The 26,674-nt window shown below is 71.8% G+C and carries 26 protein-coding genes; 11 read left to right on the forward strand and 15 right to left on the reverse strand.

All coding sequences use genetic code 11. From position 1 onward, the window contains the following. Positions 1-828: 828 nt before the first annotated feature. Positions 829-1,494: a DUF2306 domain-containing protein gene (locus tag QSK32_RS33790; RefSeq protein WP_045741856.1), complete on the forward strand. Its 666-nt coding sequence runs from the start codon at positions 829-831 to the stop codon at positions 1,492-1,494. Positions 1,495-1,539: 45 nt separating this feature from the next. Here QSK32_RS33790 and QSK32_RS33795 read toward each other — a convergent pair whose 3' ends face one another. From QSK32_RS33795 to QSK32_RS33830, 8 genes are all read right to left on the reverse strand, one after another. Further along, positions 1,540-2,340, reverse strand: a complete 801-nt coding sequence (locus tag QSK32_RS33795; protein ID WP_045741857.1) for an SAM-dependent methyltransferase — start codon at positions 2,338-2,340, stop codon at positions 1,540-1,542. Positions 2,341-2,382: 42 nt separating this feature from the next. Then, the gene (gene lexA, locus QSK32_RS33800) at positions 2,383-3,006 is read right to left on the reverse strand and encodes a transcriptional repressor LexA (protein WP_045741858.1); all 624 of its coding nucleotides are present in this window, start codon (positions 3,004-3,006) and stop codon (positions 2,383-2,385) included. Between the two features lie 87 nt (positions 3,007-3,093). Next, positions 3,094-4,311, reverse strand: coding sequence for an MFS transporter (locus QSK32_RS33805; protein ID WP_285474158.1), 1,218 nt, complete (start codon positions 4,309-4,311; stop codon positions 3,094-3,096). Beyond that, on the reverse strand, positions 4,308-4,868 hold the full coding sequence (locus QSK32_RS33810; protein WP_157410946.1) for an ArsR/SmtB family transcription factor: 561 nt from the start codon (positions 4,866-4,868) through the stop codon (positions 4,308-4,310). Before QSK32_RS33810 ends, QSK32_RS33805 begins: the two co-directional genes overlap by 4 nt. Positions 4,869-4,944: 76 nt before the next feature. Beyond that, the gene (locus tag QSK32_RS33815; RefSeq protein WP_045741861.1) at positions 4,945-6,195 is read right to left on the reverse strand and encodes a hypothetical protein; all 1,251 of its coding nucleotides are present in this window, start codon (positions 6,193-6,195) and stop codon (positions 4,945-4,947) included. Continuing rightward, on the reverse strand, positions 6,192-6,530 hold the full coding sequence (locus QSK32_RS33820; RefSeq protein WP_157410947.1) for a hypothetical protein: 339 nt from the start codon (positions 6,528-6,530) through the stop codon (positions 6,192-6,194). Before QSK32_RS33820 ends, QSK32_RS33815 begins: the two co-directional genes overlap by 4 nt. A 134-nt stretch (positions 6,531-6,664) precedes the next feature. After that, positions 6,665-7,573 (reverse strand): hypothetical protein, encoded by a 909-nt coding sequence (locus QSK32_RS33825; protein WP_245673907.1) that lies wholly within the window; start codon positions 7,571-7,573, stop codon positions 6,665-6,667. A gap of 56 nt (positions 7,574-7,629) precedes the next feature. After that, the gene (locus QSK32_RS33830; protein ID WP_045741863.1) at positions 7,630-8,679 is read right to left on the reverse strand and encodes a hypothetical protein; all 1,050 of its coding nucleotides are present in this window, start codon (positions 8,677-8,679) and stop codon (positions 7,630-7,632) included. 106 nt (positions 8,680-8,785) lie between these two features. Here QSK32_RS33830 and QSK32_RS33835 point away from each other — a divergent pair, with 106 nt between their 5' ends. The 4 genes from QSK32_RS33835 to QSK32_RS33850 all read left to right on the forward strand — a co-directional run bounded on the left by QSK32_RS33835 (position 8,786) and on the right by QSK32_RS33850 (position 14,389). After that, positions 8,786-9,490, forward strand: a complete 705-nt coding sequence (locus tag QSK32_RS33835; RefSeq protein ID WP_285474159.1) for a hypothetical protein — start codon at positions 8,786-8,788, stop codon at positions 9,488-9,490. A 137-nt stretch (positions 9,491-9,627) separates the two neighbouring features. Then, a complete protein-coding gene (locus QSK32_RS33840; RefSeq protein ID WP_285474160.1) occupies positions 9,628-12,675 on the forward strand; it encodes an ATP-binding protein in 3,048 nt (1,015 codons plus the stop codon). A gap of 234 nt (positions 12,676-12,909) precedes the next feature. Next, on the forward strand, positions 12,910-13,557 hold the full coding sequence (locus QSK32_RS33845; RefSeq protein WP_425394636.1) for an HNH endonuclease family protein: 648 nt from the start codon (positions 12,910-12,912) through the stop codon (positions 13,555-13,557). Positions 13,558-13,618: 61 nt separating this feature from the next. Beyond that, complete coding sequence (locus QSK32_RS33850) at positions 13,619-14,389, forward strand: hypothetical protein (RefSeq protein ID WP_157410949.1); 771 nt, start codon at positions 13,619-13,621, stop codon at positions 14,387-14,389. On the opposite strand, the gene dacB is transcribed toward QSK32_RS33850, so the two are convergent. Further along, positions 14,284-15,837 (reverse strand): D-alanyl-D-alanine carboxypeptidase/D-alanyl-D-alanine endopeptidase, encoded by a 1,554-nt coding sequence (dacB, locus tag QSK32_RS33855; protein WP_045741866.1) that lies wholly within the window; start codon positions 15,835-15,837, stop codon positions 14,284-14,286. The genes QSK32_RS33850 and dacB overlap by 106 nt on opposite strands. Positions 15,838-15,993: 156 nt before the next feature. Between dacB and QSK32_RS33860 the strand changes: the two genes are divergently transcribed. After that, positions 15,994-17,604, forward strand: coding sequence for a sensor domain-containing diguanylate cyclase (locus tag QSK32_RS33860; RefSeq protein ID WP_052720352.1), 1,611 nt, complete (start codon positions 15,994-15,996; stop codon positions 17,602-17,604). Between the two features lie 10 nt (positions 17,605-17,614). Then, positions 17,615-18,088: a macro domain-containing protein gene (locus QSK32_RS33865; RefSeq protein ID WP_285474161.1), complete on the forward strand. Its 474-nt coding sequence runs from the start codon at positions 17,615-17,617 to the stop codon at positions 18,086-18,088. Here QSK32_RS33865 and QSK32_RS33870 read toward each other — a convergent pair. From QSK32_RS33870 to QSK32_RS33880, 3 genes are read right to left on the reverse strand one after another with little or no spacing between them, the layout of a single operon-like run. Beyond that, complete coding sequence (locus tag QSK32_RS33870) at positions 18,076-18,504, reverse strand: DUF1810 domain-containing protein (RefSeq protein WP_045741868.1); 429 nt, start codon at positions 18,502-18,504, stop codon at positions 18,076-18,078. The two genes, QSK32_RS33865 and QSK32_RS33870, sit on opposite strands and share 13 nt — an antisense overlap. Further along, positions 18,491-18,868, reverse strand: coding sequence for a ChaB family protein (locus QSK32_RS33875; RefSeq protein WP_045741967.1), 378 nt, complete (start codon positions 18,866-18,868; stop codon positions 18,491-18,493). Before QSK32_RS33875 ends, QSK32_RS33870 begins: the two co-directional genes overlap by 14 nt. A gap of 42 nt (positions 18,869-18,910) precedes the next feature. Next, positions 18,911-19,567: a glycoside hydrolase family 32 protein gene (locus QSK32_RS33880; protein ID WP_045741869.1), complete on the reverse strand. Its 657-nt coding sequence runs from the start codon at positions 19,565-19,567 to the stop codon at positions 18,911-18,913. Between the two features lie 104 nt (positions 19,568-19,671). On the opposite strand from QSK32_RS33880, the gene QSK32_RS33885 reads away from it, so the two are divergent. Continuing rightward, positions 19,672-20,106, forward strand: coding sequence for a MerR family transcriptional regulator (locus tag QSK32_RS33885; protein ID WP_063775495.1), 435 nt, complete (start codon positions 19,672-19,674; stop codon positions 20,104-20,106). On the opposite strand, the gene QSK32_RS33890 is transcribed toward QSK32_RS33885, so the two are convergent. Then, positions 20,032-20,859 (reverse strand): CE1 family esterase, encoded by an 828-nt coding sequence (locus tag QSK32_RS33890; RefSeq protein WP_285474162.1) that lies wholly within the window; start codon positions 20,857-20,859, stop codon positions 20,032-20,034. The genes QSK32_RS33885 and QSK32_RS33890 overlap by 75 nt on opposite strands. 83 nt (positions 20,860-20,942) lie before the next feature. Between QSK32_RS33890 and QSK32_RS33895 the strand changes: the two genes are divergently transcribed. Both QSK32_RS33895 and glgX read left to right on the forward strand, forming a co-directional pair. Then, the gene (locus tag QSK32_RS33895; protein WP_285474163.1) at positions 20,943-21,497 is read left to right on the forward strand and encodes a TetR/AcrR family transcriptional regulator; all 555 of its coding nucleotides are present in this window, start codon (positions 20,943-20,945) and stop codon (positions 21,495-21,497) included. Positions 21,498-21,549: 52 nt separating this feature from the next. Then, entirely contained in the window at positions 21,550-23,658 is a 2,109-nt protein-coding gene (gene glgX, locus QSK32_RS33900) for a glycogen debranching protein GlgX (RefSeq protein ID WP_285474164.1), read from the forward strand. Positions 23,659-23,731: 73 nt separating this feature from the next. Here glgX and QSK32_RS33905 read toward each other — a convergent pair whose 3' ends face one another. Further along, on the reverse strand, positions 23,732-24,001 hold the full coding sequence (locus QSK32_RS33905) for a hypothetical protein (protein ID WP_285474165.1): 270 nt from the start codon (positions 23,999-24,001) through the stop codon (positions 23,732-23,734). Positions 24,002-24,182: 181 nt separating this feature from the next. Between QSK32_RS33905 and QSK32_RS33910 the strand changes: the two genes are divergently transcribed. Beyond that, positions 24,183-25,358 (forward strand): serine hydrolase domain-containing protein, encoded by a 1,176-nt coding sequence (locus tag QSK32_RS33910; RefSeq protein ID WP_285474166.1) that lies wholly within the window; start codon positions 24,183-24,185, stop codon positions 25,356-25,358. 240 nt (positions 25,359-25,598) lie between these two features. Here QSK32_RS33910 and QSK32_RS33915 read toward each other — a convergent pair whose 3' ends face one another. Beyond that, positions 25,599-26,582: an SEC-C domain-containing protein gene (locus tag QSK32_RS33915; protein ID WP_045741876.1), complete on the reverse strand. Its 984-nt coding sequence runs from the start codon at positions 26,580-26,582 to the stop codon at positions 25,599-25,601. Positions 26,583-26,674 lie beyond the last annotated feature (92 nt).

Here is a 26,674-nt window from a genome sequence, read left to right on the forward strand (position 1 = left end):
CCCTTCGTCGTTGACCGTTTCGGTGTTCCGCCATCACACCCGGGCGCATATCGACCGGCCGACCGCCGCGCACGCCCACCGTGGTGATCGCCCAGCCCAGCCCAGCCCCGCCACGCCACGCCCACAGCACCGACCGACGTCCGTCAGGGAGCACACGGTGGCCGAAACGGATCCTCCCCAGTCCGGTGGAGGGCGACCTCGCCGAGGCTCATGGCCCCCGGCGCTGGCAGTGCTCGCCGGCGCCACGCCCATGCTCGCGGCCGTCCTGATGAATCAGCCGGTCGCGTCCGGCGAGGAGATCCGTGCGCCAGCCCCGGTGCCGCCGGTTTCCTCCCCCGAGCCGGCAACCCCGAATGGCCCACCTCGCCCCGGATCATCACCCCCGGCGCTGTCACCATGCCCCTCCCCGCCCTCTGATACCGAACCCGCCACCGGCACGACCACCGCGTGCGCACACAGCGCCGCGCTCTCGGAACAACTGACCGCACATCCGCACACCGCCGTGCACTCCATTGCGCCCGGGACCACCACCCGTTCATAGTCCAGAGCCTGGCCCGGCAGAAGGCACCGGACGACAGGCTCACGACGCCGCGTGGCACCACGACGGGAAACGAGACTCCGGCCGCCCACGGCACTGCTGCCGGCCGCCCCGAGGACCAGGCCGGACACGGTCACGGCACGTGTGGTTCGATTCATGCCCGCCATCGTGACGTTCGGGCGGCGCGGGCGAATCCGTTCAGATGCGTAGGGCGCGTACGAAAATCTGCGTACGACAACTACGTTCATAGGCTGACGCGGAACGCCGACGAATCCGGCAGGCTCGGCCGCATGCAGAGACAACCGGCATGGCTGATGTTCGTCGTTGCGGTCGCCGTGGCCGCGGTGCTCAGCGTTCCCTACCTGAGTCTCGACATCGGCGACAGCCGCATCGCGGTTCGTGACGACGTGCACTACTACACCCTGGTCGCACACGTCATCACCGCGTCGGTGGCGCTCATCATCGGCCCACTGCAGTTCGTCGACCGGGTCCGCGCCCGGCGCCGGCTGCACCGGGTGATCGGGCGGACCTATCTGATCGTCGGCGTGGTGGCGTTCGGCGTGACCGGCATTCCGGTCGCGCTGTGGTCGGGACGGCCGCTCACGCAGGTCAGCCTCACCCTCGCGTCCCTGCTCTGGCTCGTCACCGGTGTCCTCGCCTACCGGTCGGCCCGCCGCCGCCAGTTCCTCGAGCACCGGGAGTGGGTGATGCGCAACTATGCGCTGACGTTCCTCGCGGTCACCGCACGCATCGTGGTCCCGCTGCTGTTGTTGTCGCAGGTGCCGTTCGGGCGTGTCGCCCCGGACAGCATCGGCGACCGGGCGGTCTCGATGATTCCACTCGGTCAGACCCTGGGCTGGATCGTCAACCTGATCCTGGCCGAGGTCCTGATCAGCAGGTCCCGCCGTCGTCGACGACCAGCCCTCGTCGCGGATCGCCCGGGGCGGCCGGAATGACAACGACGGGACGGATCGACAGGACGGCACCGCATGCAGCGCAATTTATCCCACCGGCTTGCGGGCCACCGCTCCGAACAACGAGGCGTCCACCGGTGCGGGGTTCTCGTCAGCGGCGGGGTCGGGGCGCCACTCGCTCAGCGCCACGATGCCCGGGTCGATCAGTTCGAGGCCGGTGAAGAACTGCGCGAACTCGGCACGGCCGCGCGGGTGCACGTCCGAGCGGCCGGTGCGCAGGGACTCGTCCCAGTTCGCCTTGAGTTCGGGGGTGAGGAAGTCGGTGGTGGCGCACGTCATGACCAGGTGGCTGCCGGCGGGCAGCGCGTCGAGCAGGGTGCGGACGATGCCGGTTGCCTGCTCCTGCGAGGGCAGGAAGTGGATGACCGCGACCAGGATCAGGCCGACCGGCTGGGTCAGGTCGAGGATCTCCAGGGAGGAGAGGATGCGCTCGGGGTCACGCAGGTCTTCCTCGAGGTAGCGGGTCTCACCCTCGGGTGCGCTGGTGAGCAGGGCCCGGGCGTGGGCCATCACCATCGGGTCGTTGTCGACGTAGACGATCCGGCTCTGCGGGGCGATCCGCTGTGCCACCTCGTGGGTGTTGTCGGCGGTGGGCAGGCCGGTGCCGATGTCGAGGAACTGCCGGATGCCCACCTCACGCGCCAGGTGACCGACGGCGCGCTGCAGGAAGGCCCGGTTGGCGCGGGCCGCGATGCGCGCCGCGGGGTAGGACTTGGCCAGCAGGTCGCCGGACTCGCGGTCGGCCGCGAAGTTGTCCTTGCCACCCAGCCAGTAGTTGTATCGGCGGGCCGGGTGAGCGGCTCCGGTGTCGAACTTCTCGAGCGTCACGCGGCAGATCCTAATAGGATCATCGACCGGCGGGAAGGCCGGTCAGAGCTTGCGCATCACGCATACGACCTTGCCCAGAACGACCGCGTCGTCGCCCGGGATCACCTGGTAGAGCGGGTTGCGCGGGACCAGTTCGACGCGCTGGCCGCGGCGGCGCAGAACCTTCACGGTGGCCTCGCCCTCGATCATGGCCGCGACGATGTCGCCGTTCTCCGCGACGGGCTGGCGCCGGACCACGACCACGTCGCCGTCGCAGATCGCGGCGTCGATCATCGAGTCGCCTTTGACGTTGAGGGCGAAGAACGTGCCGTGGCCGACCATGGCGGCGGAGACGGTCAGGTGGTCCTGCACGTTCTCCTCGGCGAGAATCGGCGTGCCGGCGGCGATGTCGCCCAGGACCGGCACGGTCAGGACGCGTTCGCCGACCGGTGGCCGCACGTCGACCGCACGCGATCCGTTGGGCTCGCGGCGCAGCAGTCCGTGCCGTTCGAGGACTCTGAGGTGGTGGGACACCGAGGACGGGGAACCCAGCCCGACCGCGGCACCGATCTCGCGAACAGTGGGCGGGTATCCACGATCGCGAACGGAATCACGGATGACCGAGAGAATGCGTTGTTGCTTGGCGGTGATGGGAGCCTTCGAGTCGTCACCGCTGTCGATGCTCATGGCCCGCACCTTACCCGACGATTAGATCAGATGTACGAAGCGCGACCGAAATCGCACGTTCGGGGGACCGCTCCCCCGCCATGTGGATCATCCCTCGGTGCCGCCCACGAGAACGGGAGCACTGCGGACGGCAGGGCTCACCGTCGCCACCACGGCGGTCACGACCATCGTCGCGGCCAGCACACCGATCGCGCCGGACGGCCCGATCCCGGTCACCAGGTATCCCGCTCCGAGTGACCCGATCGGCATCACGCCCCAGGACAATGTCATCGACGCTCCGCCCACCCGGGCGCGCAGTTCATCCGGGACGAGCAGTGTCAGGTAAGACGTCACCACCACGTTCCACAGCGGCCCGATGAACGCGGTCGCCGCCCCGATCAGGCCTATCACCAGTGGTTCCCCGGTGAGCAGGAAGAGCGGCAGCAACGCGGCCCACACCCAGTTCACGCCGACGATCACGGTCCGCGGGGTGAACCGATGGTGCAGCCGGCCGGCGGCGAGTGCACCCAGCAGCCCACCACCGCTGTAGATGCCGAGCATGGTCCCGACCTCCGCGGCGGAGGCACCGTGATCACGTGCCAGCACGACCAGGACCAGCACCAGAGCCTGGAACACCAGGTTGCTCACGGCGACCAGCAGGATCGCCGCGCGGATCAGCGAGTGGCGCCACATCCAGCGCAGTCCGGCGGTGGTCGCCCGCCACAGTGGCTCGGCCGACCCGGGCGGCCGGCTCCGCAGATCGGCACGGAGAAAGAGCAGTGCGACGAACGCCAGTAGGGACGACAGCGCGTCGGCGGCGAACGGAAGCGCCCGGTCCAGGCCGAACAGCACCCCGCCCAGCGGCGGACCGGCGAGGGAGGCGCCGCGGCTGCGGGCCTCGTTGTGGGCGATGGCGGTGGGCAGTTGCTCCGCCGCGACGATCCGGGGCAGCGACGCGCGCTCGGCGAGGCCGAAGAAGACGAAACAGGCCCCCTGCGCGAAGGCGACCATGCACATCTGGGCCACGGTGAGCACCCCGAGCCACAGCGCGACCGGGACGGTGGCCATCGCCAGGGCCGCGGCGATCTCGCTGACCAACAGCACACGACGGCGGTCCCACCTGTCGACCAGCGCACCGGCCGGCAGGTTGACCAACAGGTACGGCAGGGTTCCGGCCGCCCCGACCAGACCCGCGTCGGCGGCCGACCCGGTGGTGGCGAGCACCAGCAACGGCATCGCCGTGCCGGTGACCGCGGCGCCCAGACTCGCGACGACCTGACCGGTCCAGAGCAGGCTGAAATCACGGTTACGCCAGAGCGTGGTCATGTCGGTGTCGGGAACGCGTGGAAGAGCACGGTGACGTGCCGGGCGTCCCGCGGAGCGGTTGCGGGCTCCCGATGCCAGCTCTTGAGAAACGTCACGTACTCCTCCCCGAAGCGGGTCAGTTCCTCCGCCGTCAGCACTGTGGAGCCGAACGAATGCGTCGCCGCGTCGGCGAAGACACCGTGCACGCCGCGGTCCGCGAGGTAACTGTGCAGGTCACGTTCGGCCTGTTCCATCCACTGATTGCCGAGTTCCGCAGCGGCGGCCGCCACCGCCGGGTCCTCCGCTCCCCGGGGCAGCCGGATGTCCTGTGGCACCGGCCGCCAGTACTTGCGGCGTCCCGAGGAGCGCTCCCGGTCCTCCTCGACGAATCCGTACCGTTCGAGTTGCCGCAGGTGATAGCTGGTCGCACCTCGGTCGGCGTCGAAGATCGTCGCGAGGTCGGCGGAGGTCGCCGACTCGTTGCGGTGCAGCCAGGTCAGCATCCGCTGGCGCAGCGGGTGGGCGAGCGCCTTGAGCGCATCCACATCGGACAGGAGGCGGGGTGGCTGTTCGGACACAATGAGAAGGTATCAATGCAAAGAAGTCTTCTCAATATGTCGCCGACCGGCCGCGGCGAAACAGGGACCAGACGCATCAGCGGGCGAAGAGCAGGAACAGACCCGCCCAGGTGCACCCGATCATGAACAGGGCCAGCGGCATCTCGTCCGCCAGCACGGCCAGAGGTGGCCGGTCCGGCGCGTCGGCCAGAGCACGGTCGTGCGCCACGATCACCCCCAGCGCGTGACCCGCCAGGATCAGCACGATCTGTGCCCCGGCCACCACCTCGGGCAGGGGCACGACATCCCACCGCGCGTCGCTGCCGGCCAGCAGGAGCACGCCCCGCGGACCCTCGACGAGCAGCAGCGACAGGTAGTGCGCGAGGGTGTACCCGACGGCGATCGGAATCAGCGACGCGACGACCCGGCGGCCGGCCACGAACACGACCGCGCAGATCAGCACCAGTGTGATCGTGCCGAGCAGGATCGGGTGCCCGGCACGCTGCACGAATCCCGCCCACCACGGCGAGGCCGTGGCGCTGTCGAACACCGTCGAACCCCACCACACCGCGAGGAACGCCGCCGGGCCGAACCCCGGATGCAGCGGCAGGCCGAGCCCGGAGAGCGGCTTTCGCCGGCGGAGTGGGGCGAGCCGCCGGAAGGGACTGAGCCGACCGGCGAGGGTCGAGTACACCTCGAAGCAGTCGCCGCGCGCGAACCACTGCTGCCCGCGCAGCGTCGCGAGGAAGAGCTGCGCGGCCGCGTACCCGGCAAGGAACGCACCGACCGCACGGGGATCGCCGTGATCGGGGGCGATGAGCTCGAACCAGACGAAGACCAGCAGGAACACCGCCGCCGGCCAGGATCCGCCGACCGTGCCGGGCGGCAGCGGGCGCAGCCCACCGGCGGGCAGGCGCAGTATCCGGAACACCGTGCGCAGCGGATTGACCGACCGCCACACCGGCCCGAACACGACACTGACCGGCACGAGGCCGACCCACAACCAGACGAACAGGGCGTGCGCCGCCGGGTTCAGCGGACCGTGCGGGCCGGTGAAGGCGTTGACCAGCAGGTACACCGACAGCAGGAGCACCAGGCCACGAAGCCAGGCCAGCCGCCGCCCGGAGCCGCGCTCCCGCTGGTCATCCGGGTCGCTCGCGAGATCGCCGGATGCCTCGGTGAGGCGGGGCCGGCGCCACCAGATCGCCACGATCAGGAAGGAGAGCACCACGGTCGCCGCGCCCGCCTGCAACACCAGGTCGAGAGGCAGCGGCAGGTCCGCCGCGCTGCCCACGCCGTGTGCGAGCACCCGCACGTCACGATCCGTGCCGGGCGCGACCGGGATCATCGGACCTCGATCTGCAGCAACAGCGTCTCCGGATGGGCCTCGACGTCGAACAGGCCGCTCCGCGTGGCCACGAACAGCACGCATCCGGGTTGGTCCGGCCGTACCGGGAAGACCAGGTCGTATCCGTGCACGTGCACTTCGGCGTCCACGTCCGCGCTCACCCCGAGCTGCACCGTGCCGCCTTCGGCCACCTCGACCCGGTGCGGCGCCGGTTCCGCCCGTCCGGCACGCAGGCCCGCGTCCACCCGGACCGCTCCGGCTGCCGGTGAGCCGCAGACCGCGGGTTCCGCCCGGGCCGCTTCCTGCCGTGCACACCCGGCGACCGTCAACGCCACCAGCAGGATCAAAAGATTTCTCCGGGTACGCGCCACACCCCACCGACCGCAACCGATCCGTCCCGCCTCTTCCCCGCGACGCGCCCGCCCTCTGCAGGACATCCTGGTCGGGCCGATCCGATCGGGACCGCGGCTCATGACGGCCCCGGCGATGTCGACTGTCGTGCGGCCAGGTCGCGGAGGACGCCGGCGCCGGCCACCGCGACTCCCGTGCCCAGTCCGAGGGCGACGACGACCAGGGCGCGTTCGACGTTCGCCGCGCCCGCGAACGGCAGGACGGCCCGGTGGAACGCGGTGACGTCGGGCAGCACGAACACCGCCGTCAAGGCTGCGCCGGCGCACACGGCGAGTACTCCGGCGGCCCGTCCTCGCAACGTCGTCCAGGCACCGCCCAGGATCAACGGCCAGGCGAGCAGGTTGATGCCGGCCGCGCTCAGGAACGTACCCGCCATCGGCGCGGATTCCACGGCCAGGGTCGACCCGGCCACGTGCCCGATCGACGCCACGGCCGCGACCGTCCCGCAGGCGGCCAGCAGCAGGTCACCCCGCTTGGCGAGACGCCGGGCAGAGCCGGTGGCGGCACGGGATCGGCGGGCCAGGAGGACGACTGCCGCGGCCACGGCCAGTACCGCGGCCCACCAGAGCGGCGAGAGGGGCGGTCGGCCGCCGGTCAGAACGCCGGTCACCGTCACCGGGGTGCCGCCCGCGGTCAGGGTGATCGTCCACGGCACCACGGCGCCCGGTGCGACCGAGCGGCCGTCCGGGGTGCAACGGGTGTCCATCCAGGTCAGTGTGGTGCCGGGGGCGGCCACGGCGGGGGTCGCCGTGCCGCCGCCCGGGGACACCGTCACCGGGGTGGCTGTCGCGTTGTGCAGGCGGAGCCGGGCACCGTTCTCTATCGCCTCGACGGTCAGGCCGGGCACTGCCGGGCTCACCGACACGACGGTTCCCTGCGCGTCGGTCGCCGTCAGGCCGCCCGCGTGGGCCGCTGCCGGGCCGCCCGCCGAGATCAGGCCCGCCGCGACCGCCAGCCACACCGTCACCCACCTGCGTGCCGTCACACCCCGCCGGACAGGCGCCGCCGGGAAGACAGGAACACTCACTCCGGCAGGTGCTGGACGCTTCGGGTCACCAGCACCGTCGCCGCGCCGGTCAGGGCCGTCAACGTCAGCAAGCCGGTGATGATGTGGATGTTGAAGCCGACGCTTCCCTCGATCACGGTGCCGGCCGCCAGAACCGTTCCCCACGCCGCGGGCGGCGCGATCAGGCCGAACAGGGTCCAGCGGGCGTTCGGCGACAGCCGCACCAGCCGGTTGGCGATCCGGAACGCCGCTTCCAGGACCAGCACCGTCACCGCCAGGGTGACCGCCGGCCACCACGAGTCCTCCGAGTCGAACATCAGGTGCATCAGCAGGGCCAGCACGGCGATCGTCGCGCCCGGCAGGCCCCGTGGGATCCGCCAGCGGCGGCCGATCATGATCAGCGGCAGGAGGAGCAGCACGGTGCTGAAGACGTAGCCGTGGATCAGTTGGGAGTCCGGTGAGAACACCGGGAACCGTTGCGCGCCGCTGCCGATGTGGCGGAACCCGATCGCCGAGGCGTGCAGGGTGTAGATGTGCACCGGCAGGGTCGCCAGCAGCGTCGACAGGCCCAGCAGCCAGGCGCCGCCCGCGCTCAGGGTCCGGCCGGAGCTCGTCGCCAGCATCAGGGCCGGGCCCATCGCCACCAGCACCATGCCGAGGATGATGAACTCGTGGCTGGGGCTGACGAAGATCTCCATGTCGCGTTCGATGCCGAACAGGTTGTGCCACAGCGTGTCGACGCCGCCGCCGACCAGCAACGACGCCATGCCCGCCAGGGGCAGGCGCAGCGCGTTCGGCAGGGCCAGCACGTCACGGTAGGTCGGGATGCCCGGCAGCCGGGACCGCATGATCCACACCAGGGTGAGGCCGGAGACCGCGATGCCGGAGTAGAGCACCCCGTGCCACGGTGTCCAGAACGTCTCCAGCTCGGGGGTGGTGGCGTGCGCGTACGCGTCCAGCTGCAGCCCCGCCACCAGCCAGAACGAGGCGGCGAGCAGCACCCAGCGTTCCCGTGCGCTGAACGGTTGCGGTGGTGCCTGACGCACCTGTTCCACGGACGTCGTCACGTTTCCCACCTTCCACCGGCGAACCACGAGTGAAGAGACCTGAGCCCTCCGGGTACACCATGCCGTATCGGGGTCGACAAAGGATGGACGCACGTACCCTTCCGGGATGCGCACACGCCGATGGATCATCGTGGCCGCCGTGACCGTGACGCTCGTGGCGGCCGCCACGGTGGGCCTGGCCGTGGGGGCGCCGGTGGTCGCCGCGGCCGCCTGCCCGCAGTGTTACGGGCTGAGTGAGATCGCCGACGGGGTCTACGCCGACCGGGACGACGACGCCTACCGCCGCATGCTGGACGCCGCCGACCGGCGGATCAGCACGTTCTACGGCGGCCGGGTCAGCGATCCGCGGGTGCTGATCTGTTCGACGTCCGAGTGTTACCGGCGGCTCGGCGGCGGCGGGGAGAAGGGCCGGGCGCTCGGCCGGTGGTCGCTGATGCTCGCCCCGGCGGGCGCGAACGAGGTGATCGCCACCCACGAGCTGGCGCACGCCGAGTTGCACGAGCGGCTCGGCTCGGCCGCGTCGGACGTGCCGGACTGGTTCGACGAGGGCCTGGCCGTGCTGATCTCCGATGACGAGCGGTATCTGCGGCCCGAGTCCGAGGCGGACCGGTGCCTGCTGCCCTGGGAGGAGGCCCTGCCGGTGGTCGGCGCCGACTGGGCCGCGGCCACCCGCGACCTCAACGACCGGTCGTACCTGCAGGCCGCCTGTGTGGTCAGTCGCTGGGTCTCCGAGCAGGGCGGTTCCGAGGCGGTGCTGCGACTCGTCGACGATCTCCAGGCCGGCAGGAAGCCGCCGTCGGCGCCCTGGTGACCACGGATCCTGCGTCGGTCTCGGTCACGCCCGGGTCGGGGTGTGGCCGGCGCCCAGCCCCGCACGGTCCGCCGAGCGGCTCAACCGGGTGGCGTGCCCGCCGATAGGGCAGGGGTAGACCGACGACAGGGCCGGTGGTGAGCCGGCGGACCTCGGCGCTGCGCACCCTAGGGTTCGCGGCGCTGTACCTGCTGGCCACCTACGCCGGCCGGCTGACCGTCATGGACGCCACCAACCTGAGCCTGGTGTGGCCGGCGGCCGGCGTCTCCGCGGTCTGGTTCCTGGTGCAGTGCACGTCCCGCTGGCGGTTCCTGGACGTCCTCGCGCTCGCCGCGGTCACCATGGTCGTCAACGTGGCGACCGGCGCGCCCGCGCCGCTGGCCGCCTGGTTCGTGGTGGCCAACCTCGTGCAGGCGCTCGTCTTCGTCCGCCTGTTCCGCCGCTGGCTGCCGCACCTGTGGGGTGGCGGCGGGGACCGGCCGCTGGCGCGTACCGCCGAGCTGTGGCGGCTGGCGACCGCGTCGTTCCTGGCCACGGCGTGCGGGGCGCTGCTCGGGCCGACCGGGGTGTGGCTGGTCGAGGGCCACTACTCGTGGCCGGCCACGGCGGTGTGGCTGACCCGTAACACGGTGAGCATCCTGCTGATCGGGGTCACCGGCCTGCGCATCGGTCATCTGGTCGCCCATCATCTGCTCGGGCCGGGCTGGTGGCGGGTGCTGCGGGACCGGTGGTCGGCGGCGCACCCGGCCCGTCAGGTGGAGTACCTGGCGGTGCTGCTGCTGTCGGCCGCCGCGTACGCCACGGTGTTCGGCATCCACCAGACGCTGCCGCTGGCCTTCGCGGTGATCGTGATGACCGTGTGGGCCGGTTCCCGGCTGCACACCGCTTTCGTGGTCGTCCACGATCTGCTCTTCGGCACCGTCGCCATCCTGTGCACGTTGCGGGGTTACGGGGTGTTCGCGCAGATCGCGTCGCATCCGGCCCGCGCCCTGGTCGCCCAGGCGTTCGTCGGCATGATCGCGGTGGTGGGCCTGGCGCTGGCGCTGGGCCGTGACGAGCGGGCCGCCCTGATCGCCGAGATGCGCGCCGAGAAGCAGGCGGCCGGGAATCAGGCCGCCCTGATGAACGCGATCGTCGACGCGATGACCGAGGGGCTGACCGTCATCGACGAGCAGGGCCGGGTGCTGTTGCGCAATCCGGCGGTCCGGGACCTGATGGGCACCCCCGGCGGGGACCGGGTGCCGGATCCGGGCGACTACGGGCTGTTCCGGCCGGACGGGTCGCCGCTGCCGCCGGACGAGATGCCGTACCGGCGGGCGCTGGACGGGCAGATCGTACGCGGGCAGGACGTGCTGGTCCGCAACGCGAACGTGCCGGACGGGCGGATCCTGAGCATCAGCGCGCAGGCCCTGCCGGGTGATCTGGACGGGGTACGCTGCGCGGTCACCGTCTTCCACGACGTCACCGCCGAGCGGCGGCACCGCGGCGAGCTGGCCTCGTTCGCCGGGGTCGTCGCGCACGACCTGCTCAACCCGCTGGCCACCGTCGAGGGCTGGACCGAGAGCCTGGCGGAGACGTTCCTCGACTCGCCGCACCCGGACGCCGCCGAGGCCCGCGACGGCCTGGCCCGGGTGTCGCGGGCCGCCGTCCGGATGCGCAACCTGATCAACGATCTGCTGGCGTACACGACGGCCCGTGACGCGGTCGCCGCACCGACGATGACCATGCTCGGTGAGGTGGTCCGTGACATCGCCGTCGCCCGCATCGACCAGGCCGAGAGCACCGGCCGGCCGGTGCCCGTCTTCGACCTGGGTGAGCTGCATCCGGTGCACGCCGACCCGGTCCTGCTGCGCCAGTTGCTGGACAACCTGATCAGCAACGCGATCAAGTACACCGCCGCCGGGGTCGTCCCGCACCTGCGGATCCGCACCGGGCAGGCCGGCGGGTTCGTCACGGTCACCATCGACGACAACGGCATCGGCATCCCGGAGGGGCAGCACGCCGGCATCTTCGACGACTTCCACCGCGCCCACACCGGCGGCGGGTACAGCGGCACCGGCCTGGGGCTGGGCATCTGCAAACGGATCGTGGAACGGCACGGCGGCACGATCGGCGCGTCCGCCAACCCGGACGGTCACGGTTCCCGGTTCACGTTCACCCTGCCCGCGGACGCCACCGCGGTGCCCGCCACGGCGGCCCCGCCCGCGGTGCGTACCGAGGAGCCCGCTCCGGTGCTGCGGGCGGCGCTGCAGCCGCTCGACCCCGGTGAGCCCGCGCCGCCGCCGGCCGCGACGTTCGAGAACGCCGCCCGGATCGTGCTGGACTATCTGCACGAGCGGATGCCGCTGGCGTTCTGGGCGGTGACCCGGGTCGAGGACGGCCGGCAGACCTATCTCTATCTGGACGCCGACAACGGGTACGGGCTGCGGCAGGGCTCCGGCCAGGCGTGGCAGGACACGTACTGCATGCACATGGTCGCCGGGAACGCCCCGACGGTCGCCCGCGACGCCCAGGCCGTGCCGCAGTACGCCGCCTCGCCGTCGAACCGGCACCTGACCGTCGGCACCTACGCCGCGGCGGTGATCACCGAACCGGACGGCAGCCTGTTCGGCGCGATCTGCGGCATGGATCCGCAGAAACACGTCGACGACCCGCGGATGTCGGGCGCCGAGTCGCTGCTGGCGATGCTGGGCCGGCTGCTGAGCACCGCGCTGGCCGCCGACCGCGCCCACGACCGGTCGGCGAACTGGCTGCTGCGTACCGAGCTGGGCACCGCCACCGACCCGGTCACCGGGTTGCCGGACCGGCAGGCCTGGGAACGGGTACTGGCCCTGGCCCAGCACCGGCGGGAGTTGCTGCCCGCCCCGGCCGTCGTCGCGGTGCTGTCGCTGGACCCGCTGCACGCGGTCGCCGACGGCGGGCACACCTATCTGCAGGCCACCGCGCACGCCGCCCGCCGTACGCTGCGCGACAGCGACGTGGTCGCCCGGATCGGCGACACCGTGTTCGGCATCGTGCTCACCCGCTGCGGACCGGACAGCGCCGACCTGGTGATCGCCCGCCTGCACCTGGAGTTGTCGGGCGCCGGGGTGCGGGCCGCGGTCGGCTGGTCGCCGGTCGGACCGGACCACGACGTCACCGCCGCGCTGCGGGCCGCCCAGGCGGACGTCGCGACACCGCACTGACCGGACGATCGGGCGGCCGGACCGGAACACCGGTCGGCGGACCCGGGCCGCCCCTCGATCGCGGGAAACGCCGGGAGCAGTGGTTTTGCGGAACTGTTCGCGACGCGTACTCGATGGCGGTTTTGTTATTTTTTGTTCTGACACAAGAAATTCACGTCCGTCATCATCTGGAGACTTTCGGTTCCCGTATCTCTATGACGTCCGACATGGACGTACCCCGAGATGGGAGCTCGCATGGAATCGTTCGCCCGTCCCCTCGTCCCCCGCATTCTGGCGTTGGCGGCCACGGTCGCCGTCGCCGTCGGCCTGATGGCTGCCCCGGCCCAGGCCGCGCCGACCGGAATCCCCTCCACGGCAACGGCACAGACCTATCTGAATGCGCTGACCGTCGCCGCCGAGGCGAATGCCAGCACCTACGACCGGGATCTGTTCCCGCACTGGATCACGATCTCCGGCACCTGCAACACGCGCGAGACCGTGCTCAAGCGCGACGGCACCAGCGTCGTCACCGACTCGGCGTGCGCCTCGACCTCCGGGTCGTGGTACTCGCCGTACGACGGCGCCACCTGGACCGCCGCGTCCGACGTGGACATCGACCACGTCGTGCCGCTCGCCGAGGCGTGGCGTTCCGGCGCCAGCGCCTGGACCACCACCAAGCGGCAGAGTTTCGCGAACGACCTGACCCGCCCGCAGCTGATCGCGGTGACCGACAACGTCAACCAGTCCAAGAGTGACCAGGACCCGTCGACGTGGCAGCCCTCGGTGACCTCCTACCGCTGCACGTACGCCAAGATGTGGATCGCGGTCAAGTACTACTGGGCGCTGACCCTGCAGTCGGCGGAGAAGACCGCCCTGCAGACCATGCTCAACACCTGCTCGTAGTATCCGCGCCTGCCGTGTCCCGTGTCCGCGATCGGTCGTTGCACGGGGCATGGCAGGCTGGGTGCTGGTTCGGTGTCTGGGCGTGCTGCGCGCGGAGATCGACCGGCTCGCCCCGGGCCGGGACCGGAGCAGCGACGGCAGCGTCGGCGACCGGGCGCACCGCGACACGGTCAGCGACCACAACCCGGACGACACGCCGGGCGCGCGGACACCGTTCACCGACGCCGACTCCCGCCCCGAGGTCCACGCGATCGACGTGGACGCGAGCGGCCCCTGGCCGGCCGGATGGTCGATGGACCGGATCGTCGCCACCGTCGTGAACCGGCATCGCGCCGGGCTCGACGACCGGCTGCAGAACGTCATCCACCGCCGGCGGATCTGGTCGCGGTCCTGGGGATGGACGGCTCGCCCCTACCAGGGGGCCGGCCCGCACACCGGCCATGCGCACTTCTCCGCCCGGTACGTGACGGCGCGGGAGGACGACACCGGACCGTGGGGGCTGACCGGCCCGGACGAGGGGGACACCATGACGAAGAGCGAGTTCCTGGCACTGCTCAAGGACCGGGACGTCCGGGCGGCGCTGTGCTCGGCGGTCCTGACGACCGACGACGTGCTGACCGCGCCGCCGGGTTCCCGCAACCCGGACGGGACCGTCAACCGGTACTGGTCGGCGACGTCCTACCTGCAGCAGACCCTGGGAGCGGCGCGCACCCGCACCGCCCGGGATCACGAGGCGCTGGCGGCGGCGGTGGTCGCGGCCCTGCCCGGCGGCGGTGTCACCGCGGCCGAGGTGGAACAGGCCCTGGTGAAGGTCTTCTCCGCGGACAGATAGACCACAAGGGCGTCCAGAATGTCACTGACGGGGGTAGTGGCGTTGTTGACGATGGCGGCGACGACCAGCGTTTCGCCCGGATTTATCGTGAGATAGCCGGACAAGGCGTTCACGCCGGTCAACGTCCCGGTCTTCGCCCGTAACCGGCCGGCCGCGGGCGTGCCACGGAACCTCGACCGCAGCGTCCCGCCCACGAGTGGATCCGGGTCACCGGCCACCGGCAGGGCGGCCAAAAGGTCCGGGAACCACGGGCGGCTCCGGGCGGCGGTCAGCAGGTTCGCCAGCTGGTGGACGGTGAGCCAGTTGCGGCGGCTGAGACCCGAGCCGTCGCCGAGGGTCGTGGTGGACATGTCCACGGTCAGCGCACCGAGGGCGGTACGCGCCGCGGCCAGGCCGGTCGGCCAGCTGCCCGGCGTTCCGGGCGAACCGGCCCGGCCCATCGCCTTGACCAGGAGTTCCGCGGGACCGTTGGCGGAGCGTTTGAGCATCGGCCGGACCAGGACGGCCAGCGGGGCGGAGAGCTGCGCCGCGACCGTCCGCCGCCGCGCGCGGTCACTTCCGGGCACCACCACGCGGGTACGCCCGGCGACCGTCACCCCGTGCCGCAGCAGTGCCCGCCGGAACAGCCCGGCGGAGACGGCCACCGGATCGGCGACGGCCACCAGTCGCGTGCCGGCCGCGCCCCGCTGCGGGACCGCACCGGTGACGGTGACCGTGGCGGAGCCGTGCGCCCGCGTCACGCGGATCGTGTCCGGCGACCCGGGCGGGCCGGTGGTGGCGGCGTCGACCAGGGCGACCGCCGGCGGGACCGTCACGAGCCGCGGCGGCCGGCCGGGCCGCGCGCCCGGGGCGTACCGGACCGCCACGGCCGCGGTGTCCCCGCCGGGATCCGCGGCGAACGTGAGGGCGGAGACCGGCGCGGCGAAGGCCTCCGGCTCGTCCTGCCACGACCAGTCCAGCCCGTACGGCACCCGGTCGAACCAGGAGTCGTCGGCGACCAGGCCGCCGGGGACGTGGGTGATCCCGGCGGCGGCCACCGCGGCGGCCAGGGCGTCGTAGCGGGCGGGGGTCATCGTCGGATCGCCCTGCCCGGTGAGGACCAGGTCACCGGCGGGACCGGTGGCCACGCCGGTCCGGAACCGGTAGGCCGGGCCCAGCACCTCGAAGGCGGCCGCCGCGGTGAGCAGCTTCTGGTTCGACGCGGGCAGCACCCGCCGGTCGGCGTCCCGGGCGTAGAGCGTGACACCCTGCTCGGCGTCGCGGACCTCGACCGCCACGGTGGCGCCGGCCAGCCGCGGATCGGCGAGGATCCGGTCGAGTCCGGCATTGCGCCCGCTTCCTCGCGCGCACGACGGGGAGGCCCGGCCGGACGCCGGAGCCGGCGGCGGGCCGGAGCCGCCGGCCAGGACAGCGGTCAGCAGCAGGGCACACGCGGACGCCGGTCGCATGACGCGATCCTCACGGCCCGCGTACCCGGACGTGGGGTTTTTCGCGGCGTTTCATCCCTTATCGGGGGTACGGCGGCGGTCTTGCGGGCGGCGGGTCCCCGGATCCGTTCAACTTCGGCCGCCGGCGACCGACAGTGGCGGCGAAGGGGGCAGCCTTTGAACACCGGATGGCGGCAGCGATGGGGCACGGCACTGGCGTTCGCCCTGCCCGTCTCCGGCATCGCCCTGATCGCCCTCACCGGCCGCCTGCACCACACCACCACCCTGATGCTGGCCATCGTCGGCATCAGCGTCGCCGTCACCTCCCGGCGCATCGCGGCCACCGCCGGGCTGCTCGGATGCGCGGGCTGGGCCGCGACAGTCGCCGCCGAACCCCGGCTGCGCACCCCGGAACTCGGGTACTACGCCGGTCAGCTCATCCTGGCCGGCCTGCTCGGCACGCTGCTGCACCACGTCCTGCGCCGCCGGCAACGGCAACTCGGCACCGCCCGTGACCAGGCGGCCGCGGTCGCCGGGCGCTTCGAGAGCCTGTTCCACGCCTCCCCTGCCGGGGTCGCCATCGCCGACGACCGGGGCACCCTGATCGCCGTCAACCCGGCCTTCTGCGAACTCGCCGGGCGCACCGAGACCGAACTCGTCGGCGACAGCGCCCGCCCCTACCTGCAGGGTGAGACCGCCATCGGCGGGGAACGCCGCTTCCTGCGGCCGGACGGCTCGGAACGCTGGGTGTGGCTCAGCGCGGGCGCCGACGCCGGCGGCCAGTGGACCCTCATCCAGCTGCAGGACGTCACCGCCGCCCGGGAGACCGACCGGCTGCTGGCCGCGGTCTCCACCACCGCCCGCCGCATCCGCGCCGGCGAGGACGCCCGCGACACCATCATCGCCGCCGTCCTCGACCTGGCCGGCGCGGACAGCGTCGCCCTGCTCGAACTGCAGGACGACACCCTGGTCGCCACCCGCACCTCCGGCAGCGACGTGCTCGGCACCCGGGTGCCGCTGGACAGCGCCTCGATGGTCGGGCTGGTCTACCAGAGCGGCGAACCGGTCTTCCTCGCCGACCCGGCCCAGGACCCGCGGGTCTCCGCCGCCCTGCTCCAGCGGGTCGGCGCGGCCTCCATGATGTGGCATCCGGTGGTGTCCGGCGGCGTGGTCGTCGCGATGCTCGTCGCCGGCTGGAGACACCGCATCGCCTCCATCGACGACCACCGCACCCGGGCGGTCGCCCTGCTCGCCGACGAGACAGCCCTCGCCGTGGAACACGAGCGTCTGCTGCACCGCCTGGAACACATGGCCTTCACCGACACCCTGACCGGCCTGCCCAACCGGCGGGCCTGGCAGGACGACCTGCGGCGGGCCCTGGACCGGGCCCGGGCCGGCGGCCGTCCGCTGACCGTCGCGGTGGCCGACCTGGACCACTTCAAGCGGTACAACGACACCCACGGCCACCAGGCCGGCGACGACATGCTGCAACGGGCCGCGGCGGCGTTCGGCGCCCAACTGCGGCCGGGCGACCTGATCGCCCGCTGGGGTGGGGAGGAGTTCGCGATCACACTGCCGGACTGCACGCCGCGGGAGGCGGACGCGGTGCTGGAACGGGTGCGGGCGGCGACTCCGGGCGCGGAGACCTGCAGCATCGGGCACGCCACCTGGGACGGCACGGAGTCCGTCGAGCGCCTGCTGGAACGAGCGGACACCGCGTTGTACGCCGCGAAGAACGCCGGCCGTGACCGCGTCCACGCGGCCACCCAGGTAGCCGCCCACGTCTAGGATCACGCGGGTGACGCCGTTGACGATCATCAAAGGGGACGCGACCAGTCCGCAGGCCAAGGGGCCGAAGATCGTCGCGCATGTGTGCAACGACCTCGGCGGGTGGGGCAAGGGGTTCGTGGTCGCGGTGTCACGGCGGTGGCCCGAACCGGAGCGGGCCTACCGGCAGTGGCATCGCGGGCGGGCCGGCAACGACTTCGGGCTCGGCGCGATCCAGGTCGTGCCCGTGGCTCCGGACGTCGCGGTGGCCAACATGATCGGGCAGCACGGGATGCGTACCGGCAGCGGCGGGCCGCCGATCCGCTACGACGCGGTCGAACGGTGCCTGGCCGCGCTCGCGACCGCGGCCGCGGAACGTCAGGCGTCCGTGCACATGCCGCGGATCGGGTGCGGGCTGGCCGGCGGCAGGTGGACGCTGATCGAGCCGCTGATCCGTGCCGCCCTGTGTGAGCGGGACGTGCCGGTCACCGTCTACGACTTCTGAGCGTCCAGGATGTCCAGGGTCCGCTGGTCGGGTCCGTCGTAGAAGGCGTCCAGGACCTCCTCGAACAGGGCCGGGTCGTCGGCCGCCCGGGCGAACAGGGTCATCGACGACCGCAGTTTCAGGTCGTCGGGGCTGCCGAGGATCCGGGTGGCGCTCGTGCCCCGGTGCCGCAGCAGCGCCGACGCGCACGCGGACAGCCGGGGCCCGAGGACCGGGTGGGCCAGGTAGGCGCGGGCCTGCGCCAGGTCGCGGATCGCGTAGCGCTGCGCCGTCGGGCTCATGCCCAGCCCGGCCACCTGCGGGAAGACGAACCACATCCAGTGGCTGCGTTTGCCGCCGGCGGTCAGTTCGGCGAGCGCCTGTTCGTGGACACCGTCCTGGGCGCTGACGAACTCGTCGAGGTCATTGACGGGCACGCCGCGTCTCCCGGTCGTTGGCCTTGCGGATCGCGTCGACCAGTTCCGGCTTGGTCATCCGGGACCGGCCGGTGACGTCGAGGCGTTTCGCCACGTCGAGCAGGTGGGCCTTGCTGGCGTTGGCGTCCACCCCGCCGGCGGTCTTCCCCGCGCGGCCCTCGTCGCTGGGGCCCTTCTGTTCCTTGGTCTCCCAGTGGTCGCCGATCTTCTCGAAGGAGTGTTTCACGGCGGCGAAGGCGGTGCGGTGGGCGCGTTCGCCTTCGCCGTACTGGTCGACGGCGGAGTCGTGGGTCTTGAGGAAGGTGTCCTGGGCCTTCTTCGGGGACCGTTTCAGGGTGTCGGGAAGTTCCTCACGTGCTGGCATGAGCTGGGGATGCCCGCAGACCACGGCCGCAAACGCCCCGGATCAGGCGAAGCGCATCATCCGGGCGCCGGGGGTGGCCGGGCCGCGGCGGCGGGCGGCACCCAGGCCGCTGACGCCCTCGACGGCGGCCTCGACGATGTCGCCGTCGGCCAGCACCACCGTCTCCCCGCCGGCCGGCATCCGCAGGATCACCTCGCCGTGGTCGCGGATCTCGCCGCCGGCGACGGTCAGGCCCGCGGCACCGGTGATCAGGTAGCGGTCCAGGTGCGGGTGCGGCGCGGCCAACAGCCGGTCGTCGCGGACCGACAGGACCCAGGGCAGGCTCACCGATCCGCCGACCCCCGCCACCAGGCAGCGCCGCCCGGCCGCGTCGGCGAACGTGACCGGCATGCCGACGCCGCCCCAGCCGAACACGCCCCGGGCCCGCGCGGTGAACACGGACCCGTCGTAGCCGCCGATGCCGAATCCGATCCGCCCGTCGGCGTCCGGACGCAGGTCCACCCAGTCCGGCCCGAGGGGGAAGAACCGCTGCCCGGCCGGCGCCTCACCGGCCTCGCCCGTCTCGGTCCACAGCACCAGGTCGTCGGAGACCGCCGAGCCCTGGGAGTGGAACAGCCGGTAGCGGCCGCCGTCGACGGCCACGCCGAGCAACTCGCCGAGCTCCCCCACGCGCGGGGTGAAGTGCAGGCGCGGTGTCATGACTCTGAGTAGCACTGCCGTGTTCCACCGCGCCAGAACCTCGGCCTGCCAGAAAAGCCGGTAGTGTTCCCCGCACCCATCACCGTCGATATCGGGGGATCATCGTGCCTTACACGCCGGGCGAGGCGGCCGGCCGGATCGGGGTCAGCATCGACACGATCCGCTACTACGAGAAGATCGGCCTGTTGCACGGCATCCGCCGCACGTCCGGGGGCCGCCGGGTCTTCGACGACGACGACCTGTCGCGGCTGGGCCTGCTGCGCTGTCTGCGCGACTCGGGCATGCCGATCGCACGGTTGCGCCGGTTCGCCGAGTTGCTCAGCACCGGCGGCACCGACGAGCAGCGCGCCGCCCTGCTGGAGGAACACGACCGGGAGATCGACGAGAAGGTCACGCGGTTGCGCCGGGAGCAGCAGCGGGTCAAGGAGAAGATCGCCTGGTACAAGGGACTCCAGAGCCCTGTCCTAGAAGCCGAGGAACTCCTCGATCGCGGCGGCGGTGTGGATGTCGTGCCCGGTGCGGCCCATCAGCGCGGGTGAGTCGACCGGTCCCGGGATGGTGTGGCCGCCGCCGTGGACGGTGTACAGCGTGACCGGCGGTCTGCCCTCCTGCCGGTAGTCGGTGCGGCTCACCGAGGTGCGGCCCGGGGCGCTCGCCGGGAGGTCGGCGGTCTGCGGCGGCGTGGTGATCCCGTTGCGCCCGGCGAAGTAGGCGGCGGTCTGCGGCGAGGACAGCATCGCCCCGCCGGACCGGAACGCGATCTGCGCCCACTTCGCCATCTCGCCTCCGGCGTACGGCACGATCCGGTCCTTGGTGCCGTGGATCAGCAGCACCGGCCGGGGCACCACCGGCAGCCCGGGGACCAGGAAGTTGTCCGCCGCGGGCTGCTGGGCCGCGACGACCACCGCGCCCGCGACGACGTCGGGCCGTTCGTGCAGGAGACGGATCACCAGGCCGCCGCCGTTGGAGTAGCCCACGGCGTACACCGGAAGGCCGGCGCCGTGCCGGTGGGCGACCGCCGCGGCGAAACCCACGTCGTCGATGCCGCGGATCCGGGCCTTGGCCCGGCTCTGCTTGCGGGCGTCGTTCCACTGCCGGCCGATCCCGTCGAGGTAGGCGACCGCGCTCCGCCGCAGCCCGTCGAAGGCGTTGCCGGTGAACGTGCGGTGGGTCGCCGCGGTCTGCCCTGATCCGTGCAGGACCAGTACCAGCCGGTCGTGCCCGCCGTCCGGGGTGATCAGGGTGTAGGTGCGGGTCAGCCCGCCCACCTCGATCGTCTGGTGCGTTTGCATGGTCTCCCCGATCAGCGTTGCGGATAACCTATCCACTTCACCGTAGCATCAAGCGGATGACCCATCCGTTTATCCTCGGTCACATGAGCCTGCGCAGAGACGCCGCCCGCAACTGGGACCAGATCGTCGAGACCGGCCGCCGCCTCGTCGACGAGGGCACCCCCCTGCGCCTCAACGAGGTCGCCCGCGCCGCCGCCGTCGGCGTCGCCACCGTCTACCGGCACTTCCCCACCCCCGAAGCCCTCCTCGAGACGATCGCCCTGCCCGGCCTGGAAGCCCTCGCGGCCCGCGGCGAACACGCCCTGACCGAGGACGACCCGGGGACCGCGTTCACCGGCCTGCTCCTCGCCGGCATCGACGCCCTGCTCGCCGACCCCGCCATCCCACCGGTCTTCTCCGCGCCGGACCACGTCCTGCCGCGCACCGCCGAGGTGGTCGCCCGGCTCGCCGGCCTCAACACGCTGCTGCTCGACCGCGCCCAGCGCGCGGGAGCGATCCGCCCCGGCCTCACCGCGGCCGACATCACCCGCCTGATCTGCGGAATCGTCTACGCCGCGTCCCTGGAGCCGGACGCCGCCGCCCGCCCGGCACTCACCCACCGCTACCTGGATCTTCTGCTGACCGGGCTCCGGACATGAGGTCATCGACACAGGTTGTTTTCGGCGGGCCCCACTCGGGGAAGGAGGCGGCATGAAAATCTGGCCGGGCAACCCGTATCCGCTGGGCGCGACCTACGACGGGGGCGGGACGAACTTCGCCATCTTCTCCGAGGCCGCCACCCGGGTGGAACTGTGCCTGTTCGACCGGGACGGCACCGAGACCCGCATCGACCTGCCCGAACGGGAAGCCCTCGTCTGGCACGGCTACCTGCCGCGGGTGGTACCCGGCCAGCGGTACGGCTACCGCGTACACGGCCCCTACGACCCGTCCCGGGGCCTGCGCTGCAACCCGTCGAAGCTGCTGCTCGACCCGTACGCCAAAGCCATCGACGGCGACTACCGCTGGGACCCGGCGCTGTTCTCCTACGAGTTCGGCGACCCCGGGTCGTACAACGACGCCGACTCGGCCCCGTTCGCACCCCGCTCGGTGGTGGTGAACCCGTTCTTCGACTGGGGCAACGACCGCCCGCTGAAGGTCCCCATGTGGGAGACGGTCATCTACGAGGCACACGTCAAGGGCATGACGATCCAGCACCCGGACATCCCCGAAGACGTCCGCGGCACGTACTCCGGCCTCGCCCACCCCGCGATGATCAAGTATTTGAAGGGTCTCGGCGTCACCGCCGTCGAACTGATGCCGGTGCACCAGTTCGTGCACGACAGCACGCTGATCGAACGCGGACTCACCAACTACTGGGGCTACAACACGATCGGCTTCTTCGCACCCCACAACGGGTACGCCTCGTTCGCCGGCGGCGGCGGCCAGGTGCAGGAGTTCAAAGCCATGGTCAAAGCCCTGCACGCCCAGGGCATCGAGGTCATCCTGGACGTCGTCTACAACCACACCGCCGAAGGCAACCACCTCGGCCCGACCCTGTCGTTCCGCGGCGTCGACAACCCGGCCTACTACCGCCTCGTCGACCAGGACAAGAGCTACTACTACGACACCACGGGCACCGGCAACAGCCTCAACGTCCGCCACCACGAATCCCTGCGCCTGATCATGGATTCGCTGCGGTACTGGGTGACCGAGATGCACGTCGACGGCTTCCGGTTCGACCTGGCCGCCGCCCTGGCCCGCGAGTTCCACGAGGTGGACCGCCTCGCCGCCTTCTTCGACCTGGTCAACCAGGACCCGGTGGTGTCGCAGGTGAAACTGATCGCCGAACCGTGGGACGTCGGCGACGGCGGCTACCAGGTGGGCGGCTTCCCACCGAACTGGACCGAATGGAACGGCAAATACCGCGACTCGGTCCGCGACTTCTGGCGCGGCGAACCCGCCAGCCTCGGCGAGTTCGCCTCCCGCTTCACCGGCAGCTCCGACCTCTACGAAGTCGACGGCCGCCGCCCCATCGCCTCGATCAACTTCGTGACCGCGCACGACGGGTTCACCCTGCACGACCTGGTCTCGTACAACGACAAACACAACGACGCCAACGGCGAGGGCAACCGCGACGGCGAAAGCCACAACCGGTCCTGGAACTGCGGCGTCGAGGGCCCCACCGAGGACCCCGAGATCGTCACCCTGCGCGAACGCCAGAAACGCAACTACCTGGCCACCCTGCTGCTCAGCCAGGGCGTCCCGATGATCGCCCACGGCGACGAACTGGGCCGCACCCAGCAGGGCAACAACAACGTCTACTGCCAGGACAGCGCACTGTCGTGGATGGACTGGGAGGACGCCCGCGGCTACGACGTCCTGACCGGTTTCGTCCGCCGCCTGCTGCAACTGCGCGCCGAACACCCGATCTTCCGCCGCCGCCGCTTCTTCACCGGCGACCCGGCCGGCGACTCGAAACTGCCCGACATCGCCTGGCTGCGCCGCGACGGCGAAATCATGACCGAGGCCGACTGGAACACCCGCAGCGGCATGACCATGACCGTCTTCCTCAACGGCCACGGCATCCCGGAACGCGACGCCCTCGGCGAAGAGATCAAAGACGACTCGTTCCTGCTGCTGTTCAACCCACTGGGCGAGGACGTCGCCTTCACCCTGCCGTCACGCGACTACGGCCGCACCTGGGAGACCGCCGCGAACACCGCCGACCCGCTACTGGCCGCCCGCCGCAAGACCTTCCGGGCCACCACCCAGGTGACGGTCCCCCGCCACACCCTCGTCGTCCTGCGCTGCCGCTACTGACAGATCAACCCCGTCACCGGGTACGCGGCGCGCTGCGCACCGTCGCAGCGCGCCACCCGGCGGCGTCCACCGGTCACGGCGAGAACGGCAACGCCACCTCGTCCGAGACCTCACACCCCGAGCAGGGCGGCTCCACCAGGTCGGCGACCGGAATCGCAGCGCCGTCCCGGCTGTGACCCACCAGCTTCCCGTCGGTCGCGCCGTCCACCTCGTAGATCCGGCCGGACCGCTTCTGGCCCAGGTTCGCGTCCTCCGGGACGGACACCACCAGAGGAGTGTCGCCCTCCGGGTTGATCCGCTGACGCGGGTAGTACTCGCTGTGCCCGTATCGACGCCCACCCATGATCACCGTCGCCCGAAAGGGGAGACCCGCCACCCGTCCGGCCCCCCTCCTCCCCCGACCCGCCCCCGAGACGACTCGGGGGCACGGAATACGGGATCTGCCGGGGTCCGACCCGGATGGCCCGGCCGTCGCACGGCGGCAGAGTGAACCCGTCCACGGGGATCCACATCGGAGGTTCACCATGCAGCGCCGCGCCCTGCTCTCGGCCGCCCTCGCCGGCGGCACCCTGGCCCTGACCGGCACACCGGCCGGAGCCGTCGACCGCACCGGCACCGGCACCGGGATCGGCACGATCGGGCCGGCGGGAGCCGCCGGCACTGAGCGCACGGCCGGCACCACGATCAACCGGGAGGCGCTGGCCGCCGCGATCGAACCGCTGGACGCGGGGGCCAGCGGCGCGCTGGTCCGGGTCGAGGGCAGCGACGGCCGATGGCGGGGACGGGCCGGGGTCGCCGACCTGCGGACCGGGGCGCCGGTGCCGTGGGACGCCCGGTTCCGGATCGGCAGCATGACCAAGACGTTCACCGCGGCCGCGATGGTGCAGCTGGCGCAGCACGGCCTGATCGACATCGACGCGCCGGTGCGGCGCATCCTCCCGGACCGGCTTCCCCCGGGGTACGCGGGAACAGTGCGCCAACTGCTCGACCACACCCACGGGCTGCAAGCCGTCGCGATTCCGCACAAGACGTGGAGCTGGTTCAAGGAACACCGCTACGACACGTTCGCACCCGGTTCGCAGGTGCTGTGGAACGAGCCGCCGCCCTACACCCCCGGCGAACGGCAGGACTACGGCAACGTCGGCTACATCGTCGCCGGGCTGGTCATCGAACGGGTCACCGGGCGCCCGTACGCGGACGCGATCCGCCGGGGCATCCTGCGCCCCCTGGGCCTGCACCACACCTACCTGCCCGGCACCGACACGGCGATCCCCGGGCCGCACGCCCGCGGCTACGAACTCGTCGACGGGGTGTACGAGGACGTCACCCGCGCCAACCCGTCCCTGCAATGGGCCGCCGCCGAGATCATCTCGACGACCGGCGACCTGGACCGTTTCCTGACCGCGCTGCTGGGCGGCCGGCTGCTCCCCCGGCGCTGGCTGGAGGTGATGCTGACGGTTCCCGAACACGCCACGTCGTGGCCGGACGGCGCCGACCCCACCTACAGCGCCGGGCTGAACCGGATCCGGCTCGGCGGCTGGGAGCTGTGGGGCAAATCCGGTGACCGTCCCGGCTACAACAACGGGATGGGCGCCACCCTGGACCTGTCGCGGCGCCTGGTCTACTCGGTGAACACGCTCACGATGGGCGGCGACCTGCCGGTGGTCTCGCAACGCATCGTGACCGCCGCCCTGTCCTGACCGCCGCCGGACCAGTCCCGCCGGAAGAATCCAGATGGGCGGACACCGGTGGTCACCACGTCTCAGGAGAGCGGTGACCACCGGACGGGCGGCGCGGATGCCTGGGCGCGACAGCGTCACCGAATGTGGGTGACGGCAGACCGGCTGGGCCCGGCGGCGGCGCTACGGCCTGGACGGCGCAGCACGGCCGCATGGTAGGCACGCGACTATACCGACGCGTACCATGTCAAGATTTTGATCTCAGGAACGCGCCCGCGGCAGGCAGCACTTCTTGTACTTCGCACCGGAACCGCACCAGCAGGCGGCGTTACGCTCCGGCGGCCAGTTGATCGCGGCCGCGGTGAGCGTGCGGGCGTAGGCATCCCGGACCGGCCGGGCGGCAGGGTCACCGTCGGCGCCGGCGTAGGCGGCCAGACCAGCCACCGAAGCGGGCAGCACATGCAGGCCCGCGCCCGACTTCAGCGACATGTCCCGCTCGATCCGGGCACGGTGCTCGTCCCAGTCCGGGCCGTAGCTCTCCGCCAGCTCCGGCCAGCGCTTCGCCAACGCGTCGAACTCGGCCCGCGGCCAGAACAACGGGTCACCGGCCACCGCGGACTCGGCGCGCGCCACCGTGCCGGCCAGCTTCGCCTCCAACCGCTCAGCCAGATTGTCGTGCGCGTCGTGCTGCAGGCCCAGCACATGCCGCAGCCGGTGCCGCTGCTGCAACAGGAAGAACAGCAGTCCCGCATCGGCCGAATCGGCGGGCTCCGTACCACCACGCTGCGCCAGCGACTCCTGCACGGCGGCGGTCAACCACTGCTCCGCCTCACGGGCCCGGCCACCGGCGACCAGGGCCGCACTGATGTACGCGGCGGCATCCGGATATTGAAGGATCAGCGGACGCAGCGGCTCCAGCTCGGCGAGCGCCTCGTCGTCACGGCCGGCACGGAACAGGATCCGGGCCCGCAGCGCGTGCGCGGCAGCGGCCGGGCTGTCGTCACGCCCGGCGAACGCCGCGACGGCCTGATCCACATAGGTGAGGGCGGCATCGAGCTTGCTGCGGCTCTCAGCGATCTCGGCAGCCAGGGTGAGCGCGGGAGCAGCATCGCCGGGATCGGCGAAACCACCGGACCCGGCCGCATGCGCCAGGTCGGAGGCGATGCCGAGCGGGTCGGCGGCGCCCAGGACGGAGAGCCGGATGTCGGCGAGGTCTGCGCTGGTCAGATCAGCTTTCAAGGACACCTGGTCACGGTACTGCGTGGCAGAGCCTCACGGCCGTTGATCTGGGTCTCACTTCGCCCGGACGAGGCGGCCGCCGCAACCGTCCGGCAACC

The organism is Actinoplanes sp. NBRC 101535 (assembly GCF_030269225.1).
GTDB classification, from domain to species: domain Bacteria; phylum Actinomycetota; class Actinomycetes; order Mycobacteriales; family Micromonosporaceae; genus Actinoplanes; species Actinoplanes rectilineatus.

Bases quoted from the DNA above. Each gene is read 5' to 3' on its own strand.
- QSK32_RS33790 (WP_045741856.1), top strand. From the start codon at position 829: ATGCAGAGACAACCGGCATGGCTGATGTTCGTCGTTGCGGTCGCCGTG.
- lexA (WP_045741858.1), bottom strand. From the start codon at position 3,006: ATGAGCATCGACAGCGGTGACGACTCGAAGGCTCCCATCACCGCCAAG.
- QSK32_RS33805 (WP_285474158.1), bottom strand. From the start codon at position 4,311: ATGACCACGCTCTGGCGTAACCGTGATTTCAGCCTGCTCTGGACCGGT.
- QSK32_RS33815 (WP_045741861.1), bottom strand. From the start codon at position 6,195: ATGATCCCGGTCGCGCCCGGCACGGATCGTGACGTGCGGGTGCTCGCA.
- QSK32_RS33835 (WP_285474159.1), top strand. From the start codon at position 8,786: ATGCGCACACGCCGATGGATCATCGTGGCCGCCGTGACCGTGACGCTC.
- QSK32_RS33845 (WP_425394636.1), top strand. From the start codon at position 12,910: ATGGAATCGTTCGCCCGTCCCCTCGTCCCCCGCATTCTGGCGTTGGCG.
- dacB (WP_045741866.1), bottom strand. From the start codon at position 15,837: ATGCGACCGGCGTCCGCGTGTGCCCTGCTGCTGACCGCTGTCCTGGCC.
- QSK32_RS33875 (WP_045741967.1), bottom strand. From the start codon at position 18,868: ATGCCAGCACGTGAGGAACTTCCCGACACCCTGAAACGGTCCCCGAAG.
- QSK32_RS33880 (WP_045741869.1), bottom strand. From the start codon at position 19,567: ATGACACCGCGCCTGCACTTCACCCCGCGCGTGGGGGAGCTCGGCGAG.
- QSK32_RS33890 (WP_285474162.1), bottom strand. From the start codon at position 20,859: ATGCAAACGCACCAGACGATCGAGGTGGGCGGGCTGACCCGCACCTAC.
- QSK32_RS33895 (WP_285474163.1), top strand. From the start codon at position 20,943: ATGAGCCTGCGCAGAGACGCCGCCCGCAACTGGGACCAGATCGTCGAG.
- glgX (WP_285474164.1), top strand. From the start codon at position 21,550: ATGAAAATCTGGCCGGGCAACCCGTATCCGCTGGGCGCGACCTACGAC.
- QSK32_RS33905 (WP_285474165.1), bottom strand. From the start codon at position 24,001: ATGGGTGGGCGTCGATACGGGCACAGCGAGTACTACCCGCGTCAGCGG.
- QSK32_RS33910 (WP_285474166.1), top strand. From the start codon at position 24,183: ATGCAGCGCCGCGCCCTGCTCTCGGCCGCCCTCGCCGGCGGCACCCTG.